17 protein-coding genes are annotated in these 18,496 nt (G+C 32.5%); 7 read left to right on the top strand and 10 right to left on the bottom strand.

Features of this window, described 5'->3' with window-relative positions; genetic code table 11:
- Window positions 1–76 precede the first annotated feature (76 nt).
- The 4 genes from phoU (at window position 77) to BO51_RS04580 (ending at window position 4,693) form a co-directional block, all read left to right on the top strand.
- A complete protein-coding gene (phoU, locus tag BO51_RS04595) occupies window positions 77–727 on the top strand; it encodes a phosphate signaling complex protein PhoU (RefSeq protein WP_496484418.1) in 651 nt (216 codons plus the stop codon).
- Window positions 728–732: 5 nt separating this feature from the next.
- Window positions 733–1,398 (top strand): response regulator transcription factor, encoded by a 666-nt coding sequence (locus BO51_RS04590; protein WP_496484416.1) that lies wholly within the window; start codon window positions 733–735, stop codon window positions 1,396–1,398.
- Window positions 1,399–1,400: 2 nt separating this feature from the next.
- Entirely contained in the window at window positions 1,401–2,456 is a 1,056-nt protein-coding gene (locus BO51_RS04585; protein WP_496484414.1) for a sensor histidine kinase, read from the top strand.
- A gap of 698 nt (window positions 2,457–3,154) precedes the next feature.
- On the top strand, window positions 3,155–4,693 hold the full coding sequence (locus tag BO51_RS04580; protein ID WP_496484412.1) for an ATP-binding cassette domain-containing protein: 1,539 nt from the start codon (window positions 3,155–3,157) through the stop codon (window positions 4,691–4,693).
- A 62-nt stretch (window positions 4,694–4,755) separates the two neighbouring features.
- Here BO51_RS04580 and BO51_RS04575 read toward each other — a convergent pair whose 3' ends face one another.
- The 9 genes from BO51_RS04575 to yedF form a co-directional block, all read right to left on the bottom strand.
- Window positions 4,756–5,940: an aminotransferase-like domain-containing protein gene (locus BO51_RS04575; RefSeq protein ID WP_496484410.1), complete on the bottom strand. Its 1,185-nt coding sequence runs from the start codon at window positions 5,938–5,940 to the stop codon at window positions 4,756–4,758.
- Between the two features lie 83 nt (window positions 5,941–6,023).
- The gene (locus BO51_RS04570; protein WP_496484408.1) at window positions 6,024–7,082 is read right to left on the bottom strand and encodes an S-methyl-5-thioribose-1-phosphate isomerase; all 1,059 of its coding nucleotides are present in this window, start codon (window positions 7,080–7,082) and stop codon (window positions 6,024–6,026) included.
- Window positions 7,083–7,092: 10 nt separating this feature from the next.
- The gene (locus BO51_RS04565) at window positions 7,093–7,914 is read right to left on the bottom strand and encodes a purine-nucleoside phosphorylase (protein ID WP_496484406.1); all 822 of its coding nucleotides are present in this window, start codon (window positions 7,912–7,914) and stop codon (window positions 7,093–7,095) included.
- Window positions 7,915–8,020: 106 nt separating this feature from the next.
- Window positions 8,021–9,184, bottom strand: coding sequence for an iron-containing alcohol dehydrogenase (locus tag BO51_RS04560; protein WP_496484404.1), 1,164 nt, complete (start codon window positions 9,182–9,184; stop codon window positions 8,021–8,023).
- Window positions 9,185–9,197: 13 nt separating this feature from the next.
- Window positions 9,198–10,406, bottom strand: a complete 1,209-nt coding sequence (locus tag BO51_RS04555) for an EAL and HDOD domain-containing protein (RefSeq protein ID WP_496484402.1) — start codon at window positions 10,404–10,406, stop codon at window positions 9,198–9,200.
- Window positions 10,407–10,421: 15 nt separating this feature from the next.
- On the bottom strand, window positions 10,422–10,652 hold the full coding sequence (locus BO51_RS04550; protein WP_496484470.1) for a DUF951 domain-containing protein: 231 nt from the start codon (window positions 10,650–10,652) through the stop codon (window positions 10,422–10,424).
- A complete protein-coding gene (locus tag BO51_RS04545; protein WP_496484400.1) occupies window positions 10,652–11,302 on the bottom strand; it encodes a mechanosensitive ion channel family protein in 651 nt (216 codons plus the stop codon). The genes BO51_RS04550 and BO51_RS04545 overlap by 1 nt, the downstream gene beginning before the upstream one ends.
- A 201-nt stretch (window positions 11,303–11,503) precedes the next feature.
- Window positions 11,504–11,773, bottom strand: coding sequence for a putative Se/S carrier protein (locus BO51_RS04540; protein ID WP_496484398.1), 270 nt, complete (start codon window positions 11,771–11,773; stop codon window positions 11,504–11,506).
- A complete protein-coding gene (yedF, locus tag BO51_RS04535) occupies window positions 11,773–12,369 on the bottom strand; it encodes a sulfurtransferase-like selenium metabolism protein YedF (RefSeq protein WP_496484396.1) in 597 nt (198 codons plus the stop codon). The genes BO51_RS04540 and yedF overlap by 1 nt, the downstream gene beginning before the upstream one ends.
- Window positions 12,370–12,585: 216 nt before the next feature.
- Here yedF and pdxR point away from each other — a divergent pair, with 216 nt between their 5' ends.
- Window positions 12,586–14,037 carry a MocR-like pyridoxine biosynthesis transcription factor PdxR gene (gene pdxR / locus BO51_RS04530; RefSeq protein ID WP_496484394.1) on the top strand — a complete coding sequence of 484 codons (1,452 nt, stop codon included), beginning with the start codon at window positions 12,586–12,588 and terminating at the stop codon, window positions 14,035–14,037.
- Between the two features lie 21 nt (window positions 14,038–14,058).
- Here pdxR and BO51_RS04525 read toward each other — a convergent pair whose 3' ends face one another.
- A complete protein-coding gene (locus BO51_RS04525) occupies window positions 14,059–14,859 on the bottom strand; it encodes an alpha/beta fold hydrolase (protein WP_496484392.1) in 801 nt (266 codons plus the stop codon).
- Between the two features lie 96 nt (window positions 14,860–14,955).
- Between BO51_RS04525 and BO51_RS04520 the strand changes: the two genes are divergently transcribed.
- Together BO51_RS04520 and BO51_RS04515 are read left to right on the top strand one after the other, a co-directional pair.
- Window positions 14,956–16,689 carry an ABC transporter ATP-binding protein gene (locus BO51_RS04520; protein WP_496484390.1) on the top strand — a complete coding sequence of 578 codons (1,734 nt, stop codon included), beginning with the start codon at window positions 14,956–14,958 and terminating at the stop codon, window positions 16,687–16,689.
- Entirely contained in the window at window positions 16,679–18,496 is a 1,818-nt protein-coding gene (locus tag BO51_RS04515; RefSeq protein WP_496484388.1) for an ABC transporter ATP-binding protein, read from the top strand. Before BO51_RS04520 ends, BO51_RS04515 begins: the two co-directional genes overlap by 11 nt.

Raw genomic sequence — 18,496 nt, 5'->3', positions numbered from 1 at the left:
TTTTATCAAAAATTTTGGTAAGTATGGTTTTTTTCAATTATAATAGTGGTATAAATCATAAAAAGGGATGATAATTATGAGGAGTAAATTTGACCAAGAACTCGAAAGATTAAATGAAGAACTAATTGAAATGGGAAATTTAATAGAAAGCAGAATTGAGGCAGCTGTATCTGCACTTGTAAATCAAGATGTAGAACTCGCTACCAGAGTTGCAAATGGTGATAAAGAAGTAAACGACAAAGAAAGAGATATAGAAGATTTATGTTTGAAATTAATCCTTCAACAACAGCCCGTCGCAAGAGATTTAAGGCTTATATCATCAGCATTAAAAATGATAACAGATATGGAAAGAATAGGAGATCAGGCTGCTGATATATCTGAACTAACTATTCGAATGGCAAATGAAAAATACTTTAAAGAATTAATTGATATACCTCAAATGGCTGAAGAAACTATCTATATGGTTAGAGAATCCATAAACGCATTTGTAAACCGAGATGTAGATAAAGCAGTAGAGATAATTTACTATGATGATAAAGTGGATAAATTATTTGATATGGTAAAGAATGAACTTATAGAATATATAAGGGATCAAAAGTATTCAAGTGAACAATCAGTTGATTTTATTTTAATTGCAAAGTATTTCGAAAGAATAGGAGATCATGCACAAAACATTGCTGAATGGGTTTATTACGCTATAACTGGCGAACATTTTAGTTGGAGTTGATTTATTTGAACTTAATTTATATAGTGGAAGATGATGAAGGGATAAGAGAATTGGTTACATATGCCCTAAAAAAAGAAGGCTATGAAGTAGTTGGCTATGAAAGCGGAAAAGAGGTTTTTGAACAAAAACCTCCTGATTTGTATATATTAGATATAATGCTTCCGGGAGAAGATGGGTATACAATTCTCAAGAAAATTAGGACTATGGCGTCCACTAAAGAAATTCCGGTTATCATGCTTACATCAAAGACAAGCGAGTATGATAAAGTAAAGGCATTGGATATGGGTGCAGATGATTACATTGAAAAACCTTTCGGTGTAATGGAACTCATATCCCGTGTGAAAGCCGTATTGAGGAGATATACAGGCTTAAATAAAGATTCTGTGTTAAAAAGTGGTAATCTAACTTTAGATGTTGAAAAACATGAAGTAAGGGTAAATGATAAAGAAGTATATTTAACTCTAAAAGAGTTTGATTTACTGTATTATCTAATGAAGAACATGAATATTGTTTTATCTAGAGATCAAATCATGAATGAAGTTTGGGGCTTTGATTTTGAAGGAGAAACTCGAACTGTCGATGTGCATATAAGGACATTACGTATGAAATTGGGAGAAGCAGGAGAAAGTATACAAACAGTAAGAGGCGTGGGCTATAAATTCGGAGGTTAGTTATGGAAAAGAGAATATTTAAGTACCTTACAATAATTGTAATAGCAACATTGGTGGTCTCAACACTTGTACTTGATGTATTGTTTTATGAATATTTTTCAAATATAGAGAATTATGATTTAACCTTTGGTGAAATCTTTACAGCGAGTCTACCTCCAATGGTAGCCATATTAGTTTTAATACTTGTGGTCTTATATATGTTATCTACGAAAATATCTAAAATAGTACTTTCTCCTATTAAAAATGCAGCTGATAACATTGAAAGCATTTTATCAGGAGAAGAAGTTGAAGATGTGGAAATTTACCCTGAAATCAAACCATTTGTCGAAACAATAAATAGACAAAAGAAGCAAATCGAGATTGTCATGAACAACTTAAAAGAAGCTGAAAAAGTAAGAAGAGAATTTACTGCAAATGTTTCCCATGAGCTTAAAACTCCTCTGACTTCAATAAACGGATATGCTGAAATGATTTCAAACGGAATGGCTGAAGGAGAAGAAGTTAAAAAATTTGCTGGTATAATACAAAAAGAAGGTACGAGGTTGCTTACATTAATAGAATCCATTTTGAACCTTTCTAAGCTAGAAGACGAGTCAGTTGAAAAGACATATGAAGAAATCGACCTATATGAGACCATAAAAGATGTTGTACACAAATTAAAGCCTCAAGCTGCATCTCACAAAGTAAATTTAGAAGTTGATGGAGAAATAACCCATGTTAAGGCAAATAAGAGAATGACCGAAGATTTGGTGTATAACCTCATTGACAACGCTATAAAATACAATGTGGAAAATGGAAATGTTTTAGTTTCAGTTAAAAATGAAGAAAATAATGGATTAATTTCTGTAAAAGATACTGGAATAGGGATACCTCAAGAAGAACAAGACAGGATATTTGAAAGATTTTATAGAATAGACAAGTCAAGATCTAAAAAAATTGAAGGCTCTGGCCTAGGGCTTTCGATTGTTAAACACATTGTCGAATATCACAATGGTTCTATTACATTGGAAAGTGAAGTCGGTAAAGGTACTACAATCACAATAAAACTTCCAAAATAAACTTAATATTTTATAAGTTTGAATAAGAAAAAAAGCTCTTATGGTAATAAACGTAAGAGCTTTTATAACTAAATTTACAAATTGACATTTAACGCTTCTGTTGTAAAATAAGCTTGTTATTTTGTCCCTACGGATAGCAATTTACAAAAAATTAAACAGAGTCTATAAATACTTTATCTGGCTCTGCTTTATAACGCGGGACTATCAAAATTTTCCTATTCATAGGGTATGACTTAAACCAAACTTCTTATGGTTTATGGTTGGAACAATAAATGGTGTCACCTCCAATCACATCAACTGCTAGATAGCTTACACTTTCTTCATGTTTATCATATTATATTACCTTCAACTATTCAACTGTTTTAAAACACAAGTGTCAGGAATGTTCTTCAATTTATTCAATTGAAAATCTAAATTCCACCCTTATCAATCAATAAGCATAGCCAACCATAAAAGTTAATCTTACAAATTTATGGATTTTAGTCACGAAAAGTATTATACTGTAATTAATATTTGTTTTCTATATCGTTGCCTGCTAATTATGTAGTTGCAAAATACAAAATTAAAAATTCAATAGATTTTGCAATTAACCAATGAGCACTATCTTTTTAATTATTGGCAAATGGAAGGGTAAATTAATTAAAGCATCAAACTTTCAAGGGAAGACTCTCTAAAAACATGAAAGCGAGGTCAATAAAATGAAATTAGTTGCATATTTATTCTACATAATAAATTCGTTTGTTTTAGTAAGAATCGCAATTTTATTTGGAGTCCTTATAGACAATCTCACTAATTCTCAATTTGATATTTTCAGAAAAAACGTTTTAATAATGCTCATCTATGGTTTACTTACATTAATACTTCCAGTGATTTCTTACAAGCTTGCTTTTAAAATTTCTAATAAGGAAATGAATAAAATAAAAAACAATAAATTCCTTTCCGAATTTACAAACAACAGAGATAAATTTGATTTAGTTGACTACTCTCAAAACTTGGATATTTATTATAGTGGACAGTTGATGAATAAATTTAATTTTGTTAATATTCTAAGTGTGTTTATATTCACTTCAATATCTTTAATAAGCATAGATATTAGGCTTTTTATAATTGCGTTCATATCTTCCTCATTGCCTCTTATCGTGCCTATATTTAGCCAAAAAGCATTAAAAAATAGATCAGAAAGCTTTGTAAATTCTTCAGATAATTATTTAAAATTTATCGAGGATACCCTTACTGGAAAAAAAGAGTTAATAAGATACAATGGAATAAACTGGATTAAGTCTATTCATGAAAATATTTCTAAAGATCATGAAGACAAAAGAGAGTCTTTTAAGCTTCTGAACATATTAAATGATGTGTTTTCTGAAGGTATAAGCAATATTAGTCAAATAGTAATATTATTTACTGGAGGAATTTTTGTAAGCAGGTCTATAATATCCATAGGAGAAGTCATTACATTATTACAATTAATGAATTATTTAGCAGGACCTGTTGTTGCATTGATTTCCCTTTATAATAACTATGCGTCGAGTCTTGTTGCTAAGAAAAGACTTATAGGAGAAACTGAAGTTGATCTTTCACAAAAAGATTTCAAATTCCCCATTTTTGATTCTTCTGAGGTGGCTGTTGAAATCGAAAATATAGAATTTTCTTATGGGAATAATAAAGTTTTAAATAATGTAAGTTATAAGTTTATGAAAAATAAAACTTATTTAATAAAAGGTAAAAGCGGAAGCGGTAAGTCCACATTATTAAAAATAATTGCCGGTGAATTGACCCCAGACAAAGGAAAAGTTCTAATATTTAATAAAAACATAGAAGATATGGAAAAATCAGCTATATATACTACTATATCTTATATTTCCCAAGATATACATATCTTTGAAAATTCCGTAGAAAATAATATTTTATTAGGTAAGGTTAACGAAAATAATAAAATTAGTAATTTAATTGAAATGTTAGAGTTAAATTTATCTTTTGAAGATATATTGAGTAAAGAACGTAAAATTTCTGGTGGAGAAGCTGTAAGAATTGGAATAGCTAGATGTCTTATAGATCCAAAGGATATCATTATATTAGATGAACATACTTCTGGACTAAATGAAGATCTTGCTTTTAAGATAACTAAAGAAATATTGAATCTTGGCAAGACTGTCATTTGTGTATCCCATACAGAATCACAAGAAATCATTAATTTATTCGATGAATGTATTAATTTGGAAAGTTTACAAAGCTAAAATATATATACTTGAATTAACAAAACAAAGCTAAAAGTTCGGAGGAAATCCTCCGAACTTTATTATTTCAATGCTTCATTTATTACTTCTGCTAATCTGTTCATTCCTTCAATTATCAAGTCGTCTGGCATTGCAGAATAGTTTAATCTCATGTCATTTTCATGCCCAGGATATGCATAGAATGAGCCACCTGGTACAAATGCAACTTGTTTTTCCAATGCTTTTACTGCTAAATCTCTAGTGTTTATATGCTCAGGTAAAGTTACCCAAGTGAATAATCCGCCTTCTGGTATAGTGTATTTAACTTCTTTAGGGAATTTTTCTTTCATAATCCCGACCATTAAATCTCTTCTTCTCTTGTAAACTACCTTTATTTTTTCAATATGTGCATCAATATCGTATTCATTTAAGAAAGTAGCTACTTCAATTTGAGATATTGTGCTTGATTGTAAATCAGCACCTTGTTTTAGCAATATGAATTTTCTAAGTACATCTGGATGAGCATCAATCCAACCAAGTCTCAACCCTGGGCAGAATATCTTGGAGAATGTTCCTAAGAAAATTACTCTGCCTTCAGTATCAAAGTGTTTAATTGCAGGGAATAATTCTCCTTCATATCTTAACTCACCATATGGGTTGTCTTCAACAATAGCTATGTCATATTTGTTTGCTAATTCAACAAGTTTTTTTCTCTTCTCAATAGACCAAGTTTTACCTGAAGGATTTTGAAAATCTGGTATTACATAGATAAATTTAACTTTTTCGTTTTCTTTTAGTGCTTTTTCTAATTGTTCCATATTCATACCATCGTCTTCTAATTCGATGTCAATGAAATTTGGTTCATAAGCTCTAAAAGCGTTGATTGCTCCTAAATAACTTGGTTTTTCGATGATTATATAATCGCCTGGGTCAATAAATACTTTTGCAGCAAAGTCTAATCCTTGTTGAGATCCACTTGTAACTAAAATATCTTCTACTTGTGCATCTACTTGTACTTTTCCCATTCTCTTTGCGATTGCTTCTCTTAGAGGTCTGTATCCTTCAGTTGGCCCATATTGAAGTGCTTGAGCTCCATTGTTTTCCATTACCTTTTTGCTAATCTCAATCATTTCATTTACAGGGAATAGCTCTGGTGCAGGAAATCCGCCACCAAAAGAAATAATTCCTGGTTTTTCTGTCAATTTAAGTAATTCTCTAATTTCTGATGCTTTAACATAGTTCATCCTATTTGCGTACTTTAAAGCCATTTAACACACCTCCATATATTCGGAAAACCTTTTCCTACTGTTATATATAATATACACTTAAAACAATTGATTGTCTATACCTTTTACAAAATCATTTCTATTTTTTCATCCCCCCTAAAATATCTTTTTAAATCATATGGTGAAAAAATACCTCTGTCTGTGACTACACCACTTACTAAATGAGGTGGAGTTTTATCAAACGATGGATAATACCCTTTTACTCCTTCTTTAGCAGTCTTTGTCCCCATAGCTTGAAGCACAAAATCCCCATCTCTTTCTTCTATCGTCACTGTAGAAATATTTTCATGCCCTATGTCAGGTATTCCTGTTACAAAGTATGGAATTTTCAAATATTTTGCTACTATTGCAATTTGATAAGTGCCAACTTTATTTACTACATATCCGTCCATACAAATAGCATCAGCTGCTGAAGTAAATAAATCGACTTTCTTTTCTTCCATTACATATGCGGGCATGTTATCTGTGATCACTGTAACATCAAAACCTTGGTCATAGCATACACTCGCTGTAAGCCTTGAGCCTTGAAAATATGGCCTTGTTTCTGGGCAAATCACTTTTATATCTAAATTTCTTTCTTTTGCCTCTTTTAACATCATACCGACAATAGTTTCTCCGAAACATTGTGTCATTATAGTACCTTTTTTCGGAAACATATCTACTAAATATTTAGCCACGTCATTAATTCTGCTATATCTTTTGTTATTGTGTTCGATTGTATGTAAAAAAATCTTTTCGTCGACTCTTTCCCCTTTTTCCAATGCTATTAAAGCAGCTTCAATACATCCATCTGTGATGAGCTTCATCCTTTTAGTAGTGGTTGGCCTAGCCGAATAAAGAGTCTTCGCCGCTTCGTTTAAATAGTTAATGAAATCATTTTTATTCAGATTCCTAGCCTCATATGCCGCAAGTGCCATTCCCATGCCACATGCTGTGTATGGACCTGCACTTTGTGTTACCATGTCCTTTATAGCCTTAGCAACTTCTTGATGGCTTTTACACTCTACAAATGATATCTCATTTAGATAAATGCGCCTGTCTAAAATCCTGACAATTCCATTTTCATACCATGCTATATTTTCATATCTTAATAAAAACGCTAATCCTTCATCAAATCTTTCCACAAGATCCCTCCTACATAGCTTCAATTATTGAAGAAATAAATATTTTCAATTTCTCCCTTGAGAGTTTCCCTATCTCCTCAACTTCTTCAGTGGTTATCTTTTTGTCCAAAATCCCAGCTGCCATATTTGTAACTAATGACATGGCTAACACTTCAATGCCAGCATGAGCTGCAGTCAATGCCTCTGTGACAGTTGACATGCCAACTAAGTCTGCTCCAAGTATTTCCATGGCTTTTATCTCTGCTTTAGTTTCAAACTGTGGACCTGTGGCAAAAAAATAAACTCCTTCTTTTACATCTATGCTCTCTTTTGTTGCTATATCCTTTGCCAATTTCCTTAATTTTTCTGTATACATATCTGTCACATCAAAAAATCTAGGGCCAAACTCTTCGATATTTTTCCCTCTTAAAGGACTTGCTCCAGTTAATTTTATATGGTCTTTTATAAGGACAATATCTCCTGGCTTAAAACTTTTATTTATAGCTCCAGCAGCATTTGTCAATATGACTTTCTTTACTCCCAACAACTTAAATACTCTTATAGGTATTGAAAGCTCTTCAAATGTATAGCCTTCATAGTAGTGAAATCTCCCATTCATAGCCACAACTTTTTTGCCTTTAACTTCTCCAATTATGAGCTTTCCCTCATGGCCTTCTGCAGTAGAAATAAGAAAGTTTGGTATGTCTTTGTAATCAATGATAGTTTCAACATTTATGATTTCTTTTACACTGCCCATTGATGAGCCTAATATAAGCCCAATCTCAACCTCGTGCCCTACAATATTCAATATGTACTCAGCAGCCTTTTTATAATAATTAAAATCAAATTCCATATTGCACCTCCGCCTAATTTAATTATACCAGATAATTGACTGAAAAATAAACAATTATTGAGAGAGTCTAAAGAAAAACCTCTAAGGAATTCCTTAGAGGTCATCTTTACAATGCTAATTCATATATCTTAATTATATCTTCTACATCTAATTTTTTGAGTCCACCTATTTTGCCTTTTATCACTGCTTTCTGTGCCATTTCTTCTAACCTATCACTTGGTAGATTAGCTTCTTTAAAGCTTGTAGGAAGTCCTACTTCCTTTAAAAATTCCTCGTAAGCTTTTATTCCTTCAAGTGCAACAATCTCTTTAGAACTCCCTGCATCAGATATGCCAAATACATTTATTGCAAACTGATTGAACCTATCTAAATTAACTAGATATACATATTTCATCCAAGCTGGAAATATAATACTTAAAGTCACTCCGTGTGTAGTACCATATAGAGCACTTAATTGGTGACCTATGTTATGGCTTGCCCAATCTTCTTCTCTTCCAAGTCCAAGCATCCCGTTGTGAGCGATTGTACCAGCTAGCATGATTTCTGCTCTAGCATTGTAGTCATCTAGGTCTTCATTGAGTATCCTTGCATTTTTAATGACACTTCTCATGGTTGCTTCACATAAATGGTCAGTCAAGTCAACATTTGGTGTATTTGTAAAATATCTTTCCAAGATATGAGACAATATGTCTGAAATGCCTGCAAATGTCAAATCCCTTGGCAATGTCAAAGTATATGTTGGGTCCATTATTGCAAATGTAGGTCTAATCAAATCATCATTTACAGAAAGCTTTAAGCCCTCTTCTTCATTTGTAATTACACTTCCCATGCTAGCTTCGCTTCCAGTAGCTGGATAAGTGAGTACAACTCCTACCGGCAATGCTCTTTCAGGTCTTTTGTTCCCTAAATAAAAATCCCAGACATCTACATCGGTTACAGCGCCTAAAGCAATAGCTTTTGCAGAGTCAATAGCACTTCCTCCGCCAACCGCAAGTATTAAATCAATGCCTTCTTTCTTAGCTAATTCAATGCCTTCTCTAACTAAACTCAATCTTGGATTTGGCTTTACTCCTCCAAGTTCATATATTTCTACATCCGCTTTTTTAAGCTCATTTACGACTTCATCGTAAAGTCCACTTCTTTTAATACTGCCTCCACCATAGTGAATGAGTACTTTTTTATAGTTTCCCTTTACAAGTTTAGATAATTTATTGATTGTTCCCTTCCCAAATTTTATTTTAGTGGGAAGATAAATACTAAAATTGTTCATAAAACACTCCTCCTTATACTATTTGCATCATTCTATTTGCCCACTCAATGGACTCGATGTAGAATTTACTTAGCAAATTTTCATCCAGTCCCATCGCTTCAGCAATTATGCTTACTTTTTTGAAATCTCCTCTTTCATATGATAAATATAATTCTTTTATGGGTGCTAATATCCCATCATTTTCTAGCAGTGCATCTTTAACAATATCGTCAAGTTTTAAATCTTTGAGTGCCTCATCTAGAGGCATATTCAATATGGCATCTAAAGTGCTAAAAAGTCCTATTATCGATGCTTGATATCTCAGATTATCGTATTTAGGTACATTTAAGGCAATCTTTTCTGCAAAACTAGCTCGAATTAGAGAGATTTTAACCAGCTCTCTAGGACAGTTTTTCCCGAGTGTTTGAACTAGCACAATATTTATCCATCTCTCAATTCCTTTTAATCCCATGTAAGTAAGAGATTTCTTTATGTTTTCCCTGTTTATTTCTAAATTCCTAAGGCTCATCATCCTCATAAGTCTGTACGATAGATTTAAATCTTTTTCAATGATATCTGCCAATCTGTCAAATGATGGTTCTTCCTTGTTTAGCTCTGAAATTACAGATGTGTATTGAATTGGACGCACTTTGTCATTGGATGAACTTGCAATCTGGGGCTTTTCAAAAAAATACCCTTGGAAAAGTGTAAATCCAATTTTCTTTGCAAGTTCAAATTCTTCCTTTGTTTCAACTTTTTCAGCTAAAATAGTCTTTCCCTTTTTAATAGCAATGTTTGAATCAATTATTATTTGTTTTATATCGGTGTTTAAAAAATCGTACTTGATTATATCGCATAGATCGATTAGTTCGTAATCCTCACTTGAATGGAAAAAATCATCTAAAGCTATTGTGTAGCCCTTATTTTTTAAATCAAATAATCTTTGAACTAGTGCTTCGTCGACTTTTACGTTCTCAAGCACCTCTATTACCATTTTGTCAGGTTTGACTATTTCGAATACATCAGACATTAAAAGTTCTTCATCAAAGTTCACAAAAGCTCTCTTGTTTTCGGTTATTCTTTCTGCTCCAGACTCGAATAACTCCAATATGACCCCTGTTGATGCTCTTAAACTTGACACTTCTTGATTAAAAGAAGTCGTTTTGTTATCGTCTCTATAAAGTAATTCATATGCAAATATATTTTGCCTTTTATCAAGTATAGGTTGCCTTGCTACAAGCAAAACCGTCACCTTCTTTTAATCATTTTCTTTGTCTTGTTTATAATGCACTATGCTGACCCATTTGTCCCCATCCAAAATCTTTCTGACTCTTTTTTCAAACTCTATTCTTGTAAGCCATACCTGCCTATTACAACCTGTGCATAAAAGCTTAATGTCCGCTCCAGTGCGAAGTATTTCCCAGTTGTTTTCTCCGCAAGGGTGTCCCTTTTTAAGAGTTACATGATCTCCAACCTCATATTTTAAAATCACGATTTTTCTCCTCCAAGCACTACTATTTTTTGATATGGTATCTCAATGTCCTCTTTCTCAAATTCTTCTTTTATTCTCTTCCTCAAATTCCTTTCGATTGCCCATTGTTCCATTGGAAGAGTCTTTGCAACAATAGTAATCTCTATACCAGAACTGCCTAGTTGAGTAACTCCCAATACAGTAGGCCCATCGATTATCTTGTCATTTTGCTTGAATTCTTCTGTAATTCTACTCAACACACTTATCACATGATCTAAATCTTCCTCATATGCCACTGATACCTTTATCAGCGCTCTCATTCCACCTCTGGTTCTATTTGTTACTTCGTTTATCGACCCATTTGGTATGATGTGAAGTTCTCCTGTAAAATCTCTAATTTTAGTAATTCTAATCCCTAGTTCTTCTACAATTCCCTCTTTAGAACCTATTTGAACATAGTCTCCAACTGAATATTGATTTTCGACCAATATAAAAAATCCAGTAATCATATCCTTTACTAAAGATTGTGCACCAAAAGTTAAAGCAAATCCTCCAATACCAAGAGTTGCAATCAGCGAGGCAGTATTTACCCCAAACATATCAAGACTTATAATTAGAGCAAAGAAAAAAAGGACATATTTTATTATTCGCTTTATAGTCTGTGTCATCGTGATGATCCTGTTCGCAGACTCAATTGTAGATGAGGATTTTCTATTTAGTATTGTCTTGTCAATAACTTTATTGACAATCTTTGTAATGATGTAAGCTGATAAAAAAATAATGATCGAAATGGCTAATTTACCTAGGAAGTTTATATTTCCTAAATCATCTTTAAAAATACTATTTATGATAGATATTAAAAACACCTCCTAGATGATTTTCTTTAACTCTCTTTTATTATCTATTATCGAGATTTCATATAGATTTTTAAAGTCCAAAATTTTATCTTCGTACATTTTAACGATTTTTTCTTTATCTAAAACACTCGCTTTTATTGCAAGGCCGCAGCTTAGAGTTATATCTCTCGGTGTTGGAATTGTTTTTATAGAAATCTTCTCATCTTTTAGAATGCTTTCAGCCCTCATTGCATGATGAGTAGAATCAAATGTCAAAATCAGAAATATATTTTCTCCATCCATTATCCTATCGTCACCACATTTGTTGAGTTTCTTAGCTTTTCATATATAGTGTACATATTTGAAATGCTTCCCACTTCTAATTTGTCTTTTAAATTGAAATAGTCTAGGCATGTCCCACAAGAAATTATCTCAACTCCCTCATTTTCCAAAGCTTTTAGGTCGTCTAACACTTCACTTTCAGCAACTGTGAGTTTCACTCCACTGTTGAAAAATAACATAGTTTTAGGGTAAGGTTTAGTTTCCTTCACTGTGTAAATAAAACTTTTCATCAATATTTTACCTAACTTTTCATCTCCTCTGCCCATGTGCTCAGACTGTATTGCTATTACGAAATTTTCATCAACTTCTACCATCTTCTTATGATTTTCTGTTTCGATACTAGCTTTCTTTTCAATCGTAACTGCGAAAAGCCCTCCTTCTAATTCTTCAACCTCAAAATCAGCATTTTGACTTTTTGCAAGCTTAATAAGGTTCTCTCTAGCTACCTCATTGTCAACAGTAGTCCTTACTTTCCCTTCTTTAATACTGTCTAATTCTTTCTTCGTCAATATGACTGGTTTAGGACATTCTAAACCTCTAGCATCTATCTCTTTCATGATCATCTCTCCTTCGTTGTTTTTTTATACCCTTAAATTGAAAGTTTTATACATCTATAAAGATTATAATTATAAAACTCATACTACATATAATTATTATAAGTCAGTAAAAATTATACAGCAAGAGATATAGAGTAAATAAAAATTACCTCAACTAAGTTTGACACATCATCTCATAATGATATAATAAGTGTATCCATACAATGAGGTGAAAATATGAATATAGATTTCAAATTAGATAAAAATTCAACCATACCTTTGTATATTCAGCTTTATGAAAATTTAAAAATGGCAATAGATAAATTCTCCGATGGTGAAAAGCTTCCATCTATTAGATCACTTTCAAAAGCATTGGAAGTTAACAATGTGACGGTCATTAACGCATATAAAATGCTTGAGCAAGAGGGTTTAGTCTACACAGTAGAAGGAAGTGGCACATATGTCAGAAAGCCTTTAAAAAATTACGCATCGCTTGATTTGGAAGAAGGAGATCTTGAGCTAATGCTTTCAGGCATATTCCCTCACTCTAAACCAAATATAGATTTTGCTAGTGTAACCCCATCACCTGACCTTTTCCCAATTAAAGAATTTAAAGAGTCCTTGATTGAAGTTCTTGACAGAGATGGCGGAAATGCTTTTTCCTATCCTGAAATTAGAGGTTATGAACCGCTCAGAGAGTCTATCTCGAAATTCTTATTGGATAATTACTCGATTAATGTATCAGAGGATGGAATATTGATTACTTCGGGAGGGCAGCAGGGTCTTGATATAGTATCTAAGACTCTTATCGAGCCATTAGATGTTGTATTTGTTGAAAATCCAACTTATCCGGGGGCTTATCAAGCTTTTAAATCCAGAGGAGCAAAGATTGTTGGAATTCCTATGGAAAAAGACGGAATAAATATTGAGATTTTGAAATCATATTTAAAGAGATATTCTCCAAAATTTATATATACTATGCCCAATTTTCAAAATCCCACAACGATTTGTTACAGCGAAGAAAAGAAAAGAGAGCTGTTGAGACTTGCAATCGAGCACAACTTCTATATAGTTGAAGATGATTTCTTGACAGATCTAACTTTCAACAACTCGACTCTTTATCCAATTAAAGCCTATGACAGAAGCGAAAAAGTAATCTTTATAAAAAGCTTTTCAAAGATATTTATGCCTGGAATTAGAGTAGGTTTTTTAACTGTGCCAGAAGAAATATTCAAAGACATATACAAAGCAAAGCACTCCACAGATATATCATCTTCAGGATACCTTCAAAGAGCATTTGACCTGTATTTGAGAAAAGGTTATTGGAAAAACTATATTGAAAATATAAAAGAAAGTTATAAGAAAAAATACGATTTATTCACAAGTGAATTGGATAAATTATCCACCCTTGGAATAAGCTATGCTAAACCAGATGGTGGTTTAAGCGTTTGGGTAAATCTAGACGAAAACATCTCCCAAACAAAAGTGTATGAAGACTGTTTAAAATTTGGTTTAGCAACTGTTCCCGGGAACGTGTTTACGATAGATATAAATTCAAATGTAAATGCACTAAGGCTTAGTTTTAGCGCTCCTGAGTTGGATGAAATTCCTTTAGGGTTTTCCATACTAAAAAATGTATTATCCAACATAAAAAATGGAGATAAAAAAACATATATGCCTTTCGTGTGATATATAAATGGCTAACTCAAATTAGCCATTTATATTTTCCTTTATTATATTTGCCAATTCTCTTGGCTTTTCTAGCATTATCAAATGATTTGCATCTTTAATTTCATTAAATGAAGATTTAATAAATGAATCACTGAAATTCTTTTGAGCTTCTCTCGTGTAAAAAGAAGATTCTTCTCCCCTTATTACACAGACTTCTTTTTTTATGTTTTTTATATCATTCAAGTAATCGCCAAACACCAAAGACTTCCACAGAGAGCTCATGCTTTTGTTTGGCAGTGGTTTCATTTTTTGAAGTGCAATCTCTTTTTCTCTTTTTTTGTTTAAAAACAGCTTGTCTATAAACGAAGAAAGAAAATTCTCCCATTCATTTTCTATCAAATATAAGTCTCTATCTAAATCTTTTATTGTATAAGATCCTTTAAACAACCCATCTTTATAGTTCTCATCATTTAGCATTTTAGGAGAAGATTCTATGAAAATGCACTCATCTATAAATTCATCTTTGTAGTTTTTAAGGTACTCTAATATGACGCTTCCTCCCATGGAATGCCCTACAACTATTACTTTGTCATCTATCACTTTAAGCACCGCGTATAAATCATCTGCAAGCAGCTTTACATCTAAGTGTTTTTCATAATTAAAGCAACCAAATCCCCTTTGGTCGTAAGAAATAATTTTAAAATCATCTTTAAGCAACCTTTTTATTATGCGAAAATCATCGCTGCTACCTAAAAATCCATGTAAGCATAATATAGGTTTCCCTTTTCCCTCGATATTCAACTTTATATTGTGATTGTCTTTAGTTTTTATGGGATACATAACTTACTCCTTCAATTTATTTCGAAAATCAAAGCTTTTATTTTTCATTAAATAGTACTAATATATATAGTATATCTTATTTAGAAGGTGATTTACATGAGTTATATATTTAAATACGCTAAAAAATATAAAAAGGATTTTTCTTTAGCCATCATTTTCTTGATATTGGAAGCTTTTATAGATTTAATTTTGCCAACTATGATGAGTTATATCATAGATAATGGAGTAAAGAACAATGACTTAAACTATGTTCTAAGGTACTCATTCTATATGTTGGTCTTCACATTGCTAGGAGCTGGTTTTGCGGTAATTAGAAATATAAAATCTTCGGTTGTATCTCAAAGTATAGGCAAAGACTTGAGAGAAGACTTATACATAAAGATCAATCGACTAAGTGCTAGTAAAATTAGCGAAATCACAGAAGCTTCTCTCATTACTAGGCTCACAAACGATGTAAACCAAATTCAAAACTTCGCTCATGGTCTTATGAGGGTTTTCGTCAAAGCTCCTCTTTTGGGAATAGGTTCTATAGTCATGGCTCTTATCTTGGATAGAACAATTGGACTTATAAGCTTATTGATAGTCCCTATAGTCATGATTGCCATCGTTTTAAATCTAAAGCTCTCATATCCTATATTTTTAAAAATTCAAAATTCATTAGACAAAGTCAACTCAAGGCTCAAAGAGTACCTCTCTGGAATAAGAGTTGTTAAGGCATTTAATAGGTATGATTATGAAAAACAGAGATTTGAAAGCGTAAATAATGAGCTTAAAGAAGTATCCATAAGCGGAATGAGAAGGCTTGCCATATTTAGTCCTCTTGTGACTTTTCTTGTGAATTTAGGGATAGTAATAATCCTTTGGGTAGGCTCTGATTTAGTCGTAAATGCGGATTTTGAAGTTGGAAAAATCGTTGCAGTGCTAAATTACATGACTCAGCTTTTATTCAGTTTAGTCATGTCCACTAGAATAATCAACATGTACATTCGCTCTAAAGCTTCATCAGACAGATTGGATGAGGTGTTTCTTGCTGAAGAAACATTGAAAAGTCCAGAAAAACCTGTAATAGCTGAAAAGAGCGACATTATACTTGAATTTAATAATGTCTACTTTAAATATTTCGATACCACAAATTATGTATTAGAAGACATCAATTTTAAAGTAGATCCTAATACTACACTAGCGATAATTGGCACAACGGGATCTGGAAAATCTACAATAGTTAATTTAATATTGAGATTTTTTGACCCTAATAGTGGAGAAATTAAATTTTACGGCAAAAATATCAAAGACTTAGATTTAAAAAAATATCGAGAAAAAATAGCGGTAGTTCCTCAGAAAAATTTGCTTTTTACTGGAACAATATTGGATAATCTCCGCTGGGGCAATGAAAATGCGAGTTTTGAAGAAATAGAAAAATGTTCTAAAATCGCAATGGCAGATGAATTCATTAAAACTTTTAAGGATGGTTATGAAACTTATCTTGGCCAAGGCGGTGTAAATCTTTCAGGGGGCCAAAAACAAAGGCTTTCTATCGCAAGAGCTCTAGTTAAAAACCCTGAACTATTGATATTAGACGATGCAACATCTAGCGTCGATTTGATTACAGAAAGAAAAATCAAAGAAGGTTTAAAAAGAAATCTGTCAACTACAACTATTTTAATTGCCCAAAGAATAACATCTGTAATGGATTCTGAAAACATAATAGTGTTGAACAATAGCAAAATAGAAGCTATCGGCACACACGACTATCTATTGGGCCATTCAGAAATATATAAATCCATCTATATCTCTCAATTGGGAGAGGAGGTGTCTAGTTTTGGAGCGTAATACTAAGAAAATCACAGGCATTCACGGGCCTCATTCGATAATTCCCGTTGAAAAGCCAAAAGACAGCAGTTCAACACTTAGAAGGCTATTCTCCTATTTCGGAGAAGAAAAAAATAAAATATTCATAGCATTTGCACTGGTCATATTGTCCACATTTTTAACGCTTTTAGTGCCTTATTTTACCGGGAAAATAGTTGATGCATTGACCGTTCCAAAAGAAAAAATAAACCTATTGAAAGTGAGAAGGCTCATACTCTTTGTGTTGAGTTTTTATGCATTTAGTTCATTATTTATGTACATGCAAGAGTTTATAATCGCTGGGATTTCACAAAGAGTTGTGTATAACATAAGAAAAGATATATTCGCCAAATTTCAAAAAATGCCTGTCATTTTTTTCGACAAGACAACTCATGGAGAACTTATGAGTAGGGTTACTAATGACATCGACAATATAAACAACACCATATCCCAAACTATGATACAGTTTATGCAAACTTTCATAAGTACCATAGGCACTGTAATCATCATGTTTTATATAAATGAAATCATGGCGCTGATTACACTTGCGACAGTCCCAATCGTGCTTTTAGTCACAAAGATTATAGCTAATAATACAAAAAAGTACTTCAAAACTCAGCAACAATTTCTTGGCAATCTCAATGGACATATTGAGGAGTCCATAAGCGGAATAGATGTTGTTCGAATGTTCAATAAAGAAGACGACATGATTGGCAAGTTTAAAAAATACAATGACGATCTAAAAGAAGTAGGTATAAAAGCTCAAATATGGTCTGGCTTTATCATGCCTATAATGAATGCTATCGGCAATTTGACTTTTGTAATCATAGTATTGTCCGGCTCATTGCTGACTTTGAAAAACATCATAACAATAGGTGTAGTCACAAGCTTTATTTTTTACTCTAAACAGTTTCAAAAGCCGATAAATGAATTGGCATCCACTTTCAACCAATTGCAGTCAGGTATAGCAGGTGCAGAAAGGGTTTTTGAGATATTAGATGAGACTGATGAAAGAGAAGATGAGCCTGATGCAATAGAGATAAAAGATGTAGATGGAAAAGTCGAGTTTAAAAATGTGTATTTTAATTACAATGAGAACAAAGAAGTTTTAAAGGATATCAGTTTTGTTGTAGAAGCTGGAACAAATGTAGCTTTAGTAGGGCCAACGGGTGCAGGAAAAACCACAATAGTAAATCTATTGACCAATTTTTATGAAGTAACCAAAGGTGAAATATTAATAGATGATATAAATATAAAGAAATACAAGAAAAATTCGCTAAGAGAAATGTTCGGCGTCGTATTGCAAGATACTTATCTATTCTCTGGAACTATAAAAGAAAATATTAGATATGGGAAACTAGACGCTGCGGATGAAGAGATAATTAGAGCTTGTAAAATATCAAATGCTGATGAATTCATCAAGAGATTGCCAAATGGATATGAAACTTATATAACCGAAGGTGGAGGTAATTTAAGCCAAGGTCAAAGACAACTTTTAGCAATTGCAAGAGCTGTTTTAAAAGACCCTTCAATCCTCATATTAGATGAAGCTACATCAAATGTAGATACTAGAACGGAATTGAAGATACAAGAAGCTATGATCTCATTGATGGAAAATAGAACCACATTCATCATCGCCCACAGGCTCTCAACTATAAGAGACGCAGACATAATAATGATGATTGAAGGCGGAAAGATAATCGAAAAAGGAACACATGAAGAGTTGATAGCAAAAAAAGGAGCTTACTTCAATCTATACATGAGCCAATATTTGAATACTACTGAGTAA

This window comes from Soehngenia saccharolytica DSM 12858, from assembly GCF_059568515.1.
Note: the sequence above shows the minus strand (reverse complement) of the source record. Positions and strands in the feature narration are given on the sequence as shown.

Coding starts and splice junctions, on each gene's coding strand:
- BO51_RS04585 (WP_496484414.1), top strand. CDS start 1,401: ATGGAAAAGAGAATATTTAAGTACCTTACAATAATTGTAATAGCAACA.
- BO51_RS04575 (WP_496484410.1), bottom strand. CDS start 5,940: ATGGCTTTAAAGTACGCAAATAGGATGAACTATGTTAAAGCATCAGAA.
- BO51_RS04540 (WP_496484398.1), bottom strand. CDS start 11,773: ATGGATGGAGAAAATATATTTCTGATTTTGACATTTGATTCTACTCAT.
- BO51_RS04525 (WP_496484392.1), bottom strand. CDS start 14,859: ATGTATCCCATAAAAACTAAAGACAATCACAATATAAAGTTGAATATC.
- pdxR (WP_496484394.1), top strand. CDS start 12,586: ATGAATATAGATTTCAAATTAGATAAAAATTCAACCATACCTTTGTAT.
- phoU (WP_496484418.1), top strand. CDS start 77: ATGAGGAGTAAATTTGACCAAGAACTCGAAAGATTAAATGAAGAACTA.
- yedF (WP_496484396.1), bottom strand. CDS start 12,369: ATGAAAGAGATAGATGCTAGAGGTTTAGAATGTCCTAAACCAGTCATA.
- BO51_RS04580 (WP_496484412.1), top strand. CDS start 3,155: ATGAAATTAGTTGCATATTTATTCTACATAATAAATTCGTTTGTTTTA.
- BO51_RS04565 (WP_496484406.1), bottom strand. CDS start 7,914: ATGGAATTTGATTTTAATTATTATAAAAAGGCTGCTGAGTACATATTG.
- BO51_RS04545 (WP_496484400.1), bottom strand. CDS start 11,302: ATGACACAGACTATAAAGCGAATAATAAAATATGTCCTTTTTTTCTTT.
- BO51_RS04560 (WP_496484404.1), bottom strand. CDS start 9,184: ATGAACAATTTTAGTATTTATCTTCCCACTAAAATAAAATTTGGGAAG.
- BO51_RS04520 (WP_496484390.1), top strand. CDS start 14,956: ATGAGTTATATATTTAAATACGCTAAAAAATATAAAAAGGATTTTTCT.